At 59.8% G+C, this 6085-nt stretch carries 5 protein-coding genes and 2 pseudogenes; 1 reads left to right on the forward strand and 6 read right to left on the reverse strand.

What is annotated here, in order from left to right; all coding sequences use genetic code 11:
• Together ytfE and E5K04_RS15850 are read right to left on the reverse strand one after the other, a co-directional pair.
• Positions 1–726 (reverse strand): iron-sulfur cluster repair protein YtfE, encoded by a 726-nt coding sequence (gene ytfE, locus E5K04_RS15845; RefSeq protein WP_136555822.1) that lies wholly within the window; start codon positions 724–726, stop codon positions 1–3.
• A 138-nt stretch (positions 727–864) separates the two neighbouring features.
• The gene (locus E5K04_RS15850) at positions 865–1131 is read right to left on the reverse strand and encodes a DUF2249 domain-containing protein (RefSeq protein WP_235844405.1); all 267 of its coding nucleotides are present in this window, start codon (positions 1129–1131) and stop codon (positions 865–867) included.
• Between the two features lie 295 nt (positions 1132–1426).
• Between E5K04_RS15850 and E5K04_RS15855 the strand changes: the two are divergent.
• Positions 1427–1753, forward strand: a pseudogene (locus tag E5K04_RS15855) (hemerythrin domain-containing protein); the annotation flags it as partial.
• Between the two features lie 136 nt (positions 1754–1889).
• Here the strand turns inward: E5K04_RS15855 and E5K04_RS15860 are convergent.
• From E5K04_RS15860 to E5K04_RS15875, 4 genes and pseudogenes are all read right to left on the reverse strand, one after another.
• The gene (locus tag E5K04_RS15860; protein WP_136555823.1) at positions 1890–2333 is read right to left on the reverse strand and encodes an RrF2 family transcriptional regulator; all 444 of its coding nucleotides are present in this window, start codon (positions 2331–2333) and stop codon (positions 1890–1892) included.
• 345 nt (positions 2334–2678) lie between these two features.
• Positions 2679–4655, reverse strand: a complete 1977-nt coding sequence (locus E5K04_RS15865; RefSeq protein WP_136555824.1) for a methyl-accepting chemotaxis protein — start codon at positions 4653–4655, stop codon at positions 2679–2681.
• Between the two features lie 600 nt (positions 4656–5255).
• Positions 5256–5690, reverse strand: a complete 435-nt coding sequence (gene ubiT / locus E5K04_RS15870; RefSeq protein ID WP_136555825.1) for a ubiquinone anaerobic biosynthesis accessory factor UbiT — start codon at positions 5688–5690, stop codon at positions 5256–5258.
• Positions 5677–6085, reverse strand: a pseudogene (locus tag E5K04_RS15875) (U32 family peptidase); the annotation flags it as partial. The gene ubiT and the pseudogene E5K04_RS15875, both read right to left, overlap by 14 nt.

Raw genomic sequence — 6085 nt, forward strand, 5'->3', positions numbered from 1 at the left:
TTACATTCCGCTACACGCGCAACCGTTAGGACCGCAGCCGGTACTGGCGGTATCGATTTCAAACTGCGGGAACAGAATGTTGTTTTCCAGATGAATGTGGTTGATGAGATCTTCCCTCAACTGCCTCAGCCCGGCGTACAGTGCTTGCCAGGTCGTGCAAGCGTCATGAGGCGCATTCATGTCATTCGTCTTTGCCGCCAAATACTCCAGCGTCGCGCCATGCTCGACGTGCTCGCTGCGCATCATCCCGATCGGATTCGCCGCGTAAGGGTTGCCGCCGGTTCTAAGCATCGGAAATAGGATCAGTTCCTCTTTCTTCATATGATCGAGTAGTTCACCCTGCATCTGGATCAGCAGCACGGAAAGTCCCACCGGCACGTTCGCGTGACCGCGGTGCACGGACTCCACGCGTTTGGCCATCTCGATCAACTCAGGCAACTGGGCGCGATGGACATCGTGGTAGCGCTCAAGAATGTGGTCGATTAGTGCGCCGGCACTGGCAAACTCGGGCGTGTCGTCCCGGCGTTGCAGAGCCGCCAACTCGGCAAGAATCGGAGCCAACGCCAATGCCTTTTCTTGTGCGGCTTGCTGTAGGCTGGTTTGTCCACCGCAGCAATAATCGAGTTTCAAGCGGCGAAATACGGCTATCGCCCCTGGTAAGGCAACGGCAATCTGGCCGATGGGTTGTGTTGCATCAATGGACATCGCGGTTTGCTGGGCCAGCATGGCTGATTCTCCACACAATCAAGTTTAAAAGCAGGTCACCTCACCCGCACCGGCAAGCGAGATAGCCATCACACTAGTGCAAACAGGCCAGACGGCAATTCGCGGCGTGGCCGCGCCTCCTGCCTACTGCGGGACGGGTCAGGAGACAACGCAGAAGTCGATGACAATTTCGCCAGGCTCGCGCTGCACGTACTCGATGCGAACCCGTTCGCCGAAAAATTGACCGATCTGCGAGAGCAGCGGCAGCGGGTCGTGGTCATTGCAAAAGCGCATGGTTTCACCGGGCTGCAGCGCGTTTAGTGCGCCGAAGATTGCCGCGTGACGGAAACGCCTAGCGATGCCGCGGGCGTCAAAACCGTAGGTGCCGTCCTGAATGACGGGAATGGAACAATCGTGGGCCATCATGTTTCTCCTTAACGTTGCAGTGACGGGCTATCCATCAACCTGAAAATACTGCGCTACTAGTAGACAACCAAGCGCATGCACAGCGCCAGCGTGGCCAAGATCCGTCGTCGGCCCCGCAACTGACCACTAGGCTTGAACGCAGGGGACTCCACACCGCGTCACCCTTTTCGCATTTACCTAGTGCATTATGCGCTCACCCATCAAACATGTAAACTAAATACATATTTTAGATCATAAGGGAGAGCATCTATGAAACGTAGCCCTGCATTGATAATGCTTCTCGAGAGAGCACCACCCGGCGTTAGTACTGGCGAAGCGCATCAACCGAGCCGGTAACGACATGCATGCTTTGGCCGCAGCCCAACCCTCACCGGCGTTTCTTGCCGATCTCGAAGCCCACTTTGCGGCTGAAGAAGCCCAATTTTCCGCTGCATTAGCCGTCTTGCCGCAACTAGCTTGCCGTTTCGCTGATGAGCACGCCGAGTTGCGCGCGCTGATGGCGCAGTTGTATGTGGCAGAACTGACTGCCCTGCCCGAATTCGGACAAAAACTGGCGGCCCATGTGCGCTTTGAGGAAAGAGTGTTGTTCTCGGCGCTGGAGGCGTTGACAGCAGCAGACTGAAGACGACACCCGCGTCTGCCACAAAGGACATGACTAGCTGCGCCGCATTAGGGCCGAGGAGAAGGATAGCGCGGACCCCGTAGGCGTCCTTTGAGCGGTAACCAGTAGCGCCACGCCGCCTGCGGCGGTTTGTCTCCTACTCCGCCGCCCGTGGCAGCCCCAGTTGCATGGCCAGTGCCTCGTGGTTGGTGCTCAAATCCGCCAGCGTGTAGCAATCCAGCGCAGAATACATCGCCTCGCGCGCCTCAAATAGTATGTGCTTTAACGCGCACATGCCGTCAATGCGACAGCCGCTGCCCTTTTCGAAGCACTCGACTACCGGCACGCCCTCCTCGCACAGACGAACCAGCGCACCAATGCGGATATCAGTAGATCGACGCGCCAACCGCATTCCACCGCACCGACCGCGCAGAGTCTCGATTAATCCGGCCTTACTAAGAAAATGCACGACTTTCATCAGATGGTTGTCTGACACGCCGTAGGCGGTGGCGATTTGAGTACGTGTCGCCAGCCCTTCAGGCTGTAGCGACAGGTAGATCAGTGTGCGCAGGCAGTAATCAGTAAAGGCATTCAGTCGCATGACATTGCACAGAAAATTAACGAGAAAATATATTGTCCTACAAATACATATTTGAAGGAATACGATTCGCTTGAACCTGTGCAATATGCTGATTTCCTTTCGCCTGGTACCTCTCTATGACCAATTCCACAGCAAGCCTTGAGAGCAATCGGGTCGTAGAAGGAAGTCAGATCCAGCCTGAGAAGGGATCAAAAAGAGAGCCTATAGCTGCTGTCGGTCTGGATTTTCCGTTGAAATTCTTGCCTTTGTCATTATATTTATTCGCGAAAAAGCGCCCTCGAGTGAAGGGCGCCTTATGGGACGCGATCGTCGCGGCAGCGGCAATATACCAAGGCACGGACGGTCCTAGGCCACATGGAAGTGGCCGACCTCCTCAGCCAAGGTACGTGAAGCGTCGGTCAGCCGTTCGGCGAGCACAGCCGCCTCTTGCACGATCGCTGCGTTGCCCTCGGCTAGCGAAGCGATCTTGCTGATGTTGACCGAAACCTCGGTGCTCGCGGCCAACTGCTGGCGCATCGCCTCCGCCGTCTCGGTGCTCTTTTGGGCGGAGTCGGTGACATTCGTGCGGATTTGCTCGAGCCCGGCCGCACTCTCGTTGACCAAGACCGTGCCATCGTTCATCGACTGACGCGCGGCAACCATTCGCTCGCTCGCCGTCTGCGTGCCCTCGCCAATTGCACCAACCAAGCGTGTGATCTCGACCGTCTCGCGACCGGTGCGCTCGGCGAGCTTCCTGACTTCGTCGGCAACCACTGCGAAGCCACGGCCGGCCTCGCCCGCACGCGCCGCCTCGATCGCCGCGTTCAGCGCCAACAGGTTGGTCTGGTCGGCGATTTCGCGGATCGCGGTGATGATGCGATTGATTTCCTGCGAACGCTCGGCCAGTGTCTCAACCACCTTAGCGGACGATTCAAGCGAATCGGCGGTGGTGCGAATCGCGTCGCTGGTACGCTGCATGCGGCAGCGATCGGTCTCGACGGTGTCGCACATTTGGCTGGCGTCCGCGAGCGCGTACTGCGCGTTCTCGCTGACCTGCGCGATCCCCTCAGACATTTCTTCGACCGCCGCGGCGATCTGGCTCGCCGAGTCGCGCTGCAACTCAGCCGCGTGGGCGGCCCGCTGCGACACCCCTTTGAGCACCTCAGCCGCATGCTGCAGCGTCTGACTCTGGTGTCTCACCGCACGCAGCGTGGTGCCGAACGACTCGGCAAGGTGGTCGAACGCGCGACCCATACGCGCGAGCTCGTCGCTGCCCTCGATCTGCGCGCGTTGGGTCAGATCAAAGTCGGCGCTCATCTGCACCATCAAGCGTTCGAGCTTGAGCAGGGGGCGCTCGATGTTCAACCACACCCGCCATGCGAACAGGCAGATGGCCATCGCCACCAAAAGGCTCAGCCCGATATTCAGCCAGAACAGCTCGCGAGAGCGCGCCAGTGCCTCGTCAACGTAGTTGGCCAGCGAGGAGAGCTGCACGTCCTGCTCTGTCTTGAGCAGATCCAGCCTGGCCGACGCCTTCTTGAACCACACCTCGCCCGGCATCGAAATCGGCTCGCCGGGCAGCAAGGCCAGTACCAGCGATCGCTCCTCGAGCAGCGCCAGATTCTCGGGTGCCTTGGCAAACACCTCGAGGCGCCTAGACGTCGCCGGGTCGGCCAGCTTGAGCATCGCGTCGAAATACGCGTCCTGCTGGGCCGCGAACGCACTGGTCTGCAGTTGCTGCTCCGCCCTTACCACGCCGGCGGCCAAGAACCCGTTGATAAAGCCTCGCTCCTTGGCTGCGCTTTCCTTGAGCTCGAGCAGGTTGACGAGCACCAGGCCACGCTGCATCAACGCGGCGTCTCCGCTGACACCGACGGTCTTGCGCACCAGATCCAGCAGTTCGGCCACTGCCTGCGAATAGGCGCTGAACGTCGTTTTCGCCTCCAGTTTACGGTTGTCCACCTCCGCGCGGCTGCCGGCGAGGGCGGCCACCTTGGTCTTGATCTTGTCGGCCTCAGCACGAAGCGCCGCATCCCCGATGGAGGCCACATGCTGTTCAAACTCGGCATGTGCCTCGTCGCTGTTCGCCCTCGCCTGCTTCAGCGCGGCGGACAACGGCGCCTGACTCGATAGGTATCCGTTAGTCAGCCCCCGTTCAGACTGCAGGGAGTGCATCAGCTTGCTCGCCACCTGCGACATTGAAACCAATACCTTCGCTGACTGGTAGTCCTGCATCGCCTCATATCGCTTGGCAAGTAGCCAACCCGACAATCCCAGCGCGATCAACAAGGGAGGCAACAACAGCAAGGCCAGCTTGCTGCCGACACTGAGACGTTTGAGCATGTAGAGTGCACCATTTTATGATTTGCTAATCAATCGTATTGATATTTTTATATCCGCATACAAGCCATGCGGCAAACGCATCGCCATGTGTTGAGAACCTAACCGACTGTAGGGCGCAATCATGCCCGTCCATGGACTTCTCTGTTATCCGTTACCGGGGGACTGTCCGCAGCATGGGTCGCCAACGGGTCCCATCTGAACAGCACACCATCTAGCCATCTGGCATACCCGGTTTGTCTGTCAGCGACAAGAAGACACAAGGGAGGAGGTACAGGCGCCAGATGCAATCCTCGGCTGCAGGCACGACACCTAGGCCACACGAGGTGCGTACCCACAGCGGGTGCACTACACGCCCAGCCAACCGCAGAGGCAAACGCTGCGGGTGGCTGGCTGTAAACCTAGTCTTTCCAGCATGCCATTGTCAGCCACCTTGTCGCGCGCAACCTTGCGCTCGATCACCCAGTTACCGTTCCCAGAAAATCGAATACAAAAAACCTGCATGGATATACGCGGGACCTGGGCGCGAAAAACCAATCCTTAGAGCCGCTAACAAAAGGATCCTAAATTCTTAGTAAAAACAAGATTATTTTGTTAGCGGCTCTATGTGGCCATGAAGCGCGCGAGCGGCGTCTCGCTCCAGTCGACGCTGTCGAGCAGGTTCTTCACGATCAGGCCCAGCTCGGTGTCGCCCTCGATGGTCAGCTTGCGGTTGAAGAACAGCGTGTCCGGGTCTTCTTCGCGCAGCATCATGCGCGCAAGGTCGGATGCGTTGGCGGCGAAGCGCAGGTCGGGCTCGCCGTGGCCGTCGTCCAGCACGAAGCCGTTCTCGTCGGCGCCAAAGCGCAGCTTGAGGCCGGCATCGAGCACGTCGACCGCGAAGTGGTGGCCCGCGAGCAGGCTCATGTCGGCCGGCAGCACGCCGCGCTTGATCAGCTGGTTGAGCAGGGTGACCAGCGCGAGGTTGGGCGGGGTGGCCGGCAGGCGGGACACCACGCTGGCAAAGAGCGGGGGCAGGGTGAGGTCAGGCACACGCATGGTGGTGTTCTCCAATCGGGTTGATGCCGGCTTCGCCGCGCCAGTAACCGTCGACCAAGCACGCGCCGTCCGGGCGCGGCAGGCTGTCCATCTCGACCGCGTCGCCTGCGATGGCCCGGCGGAACGCGGCGACCACCTCGGCGGTGCCGGTGGCCTGCGGGCTCACCCGCACCGCGGACACGCCGATGGCGGCGATGTCGGTCAGGTGCGGCAGCAGTGCGTGGCAGCCGTCGGACATGGTCTGGATGCCGTTGACGGTGAGGAAGCCCTTGCCTTCGCGGGTGGACAGCCGTGCGCCGTCGGCGTGTTCGAGGCACTTGAACTGGCAGTCATCCTTCTTCAGGTTGTAGTGGCGCGCGGTGAAGCAGCGTGCCGACAACGCCAAGGGCAGGCGC

This window comes from Crenobacter intestini, from assembly GCF_004919095.1.
Taxonomy (GTDB): domain Bacteria; phylum Pseudomonadota; class Gammaproteobacteria; order Burkholderiales; family Chromobacteriaceae; genus Craterilacuibacter; species Craterilacuibacter intestini.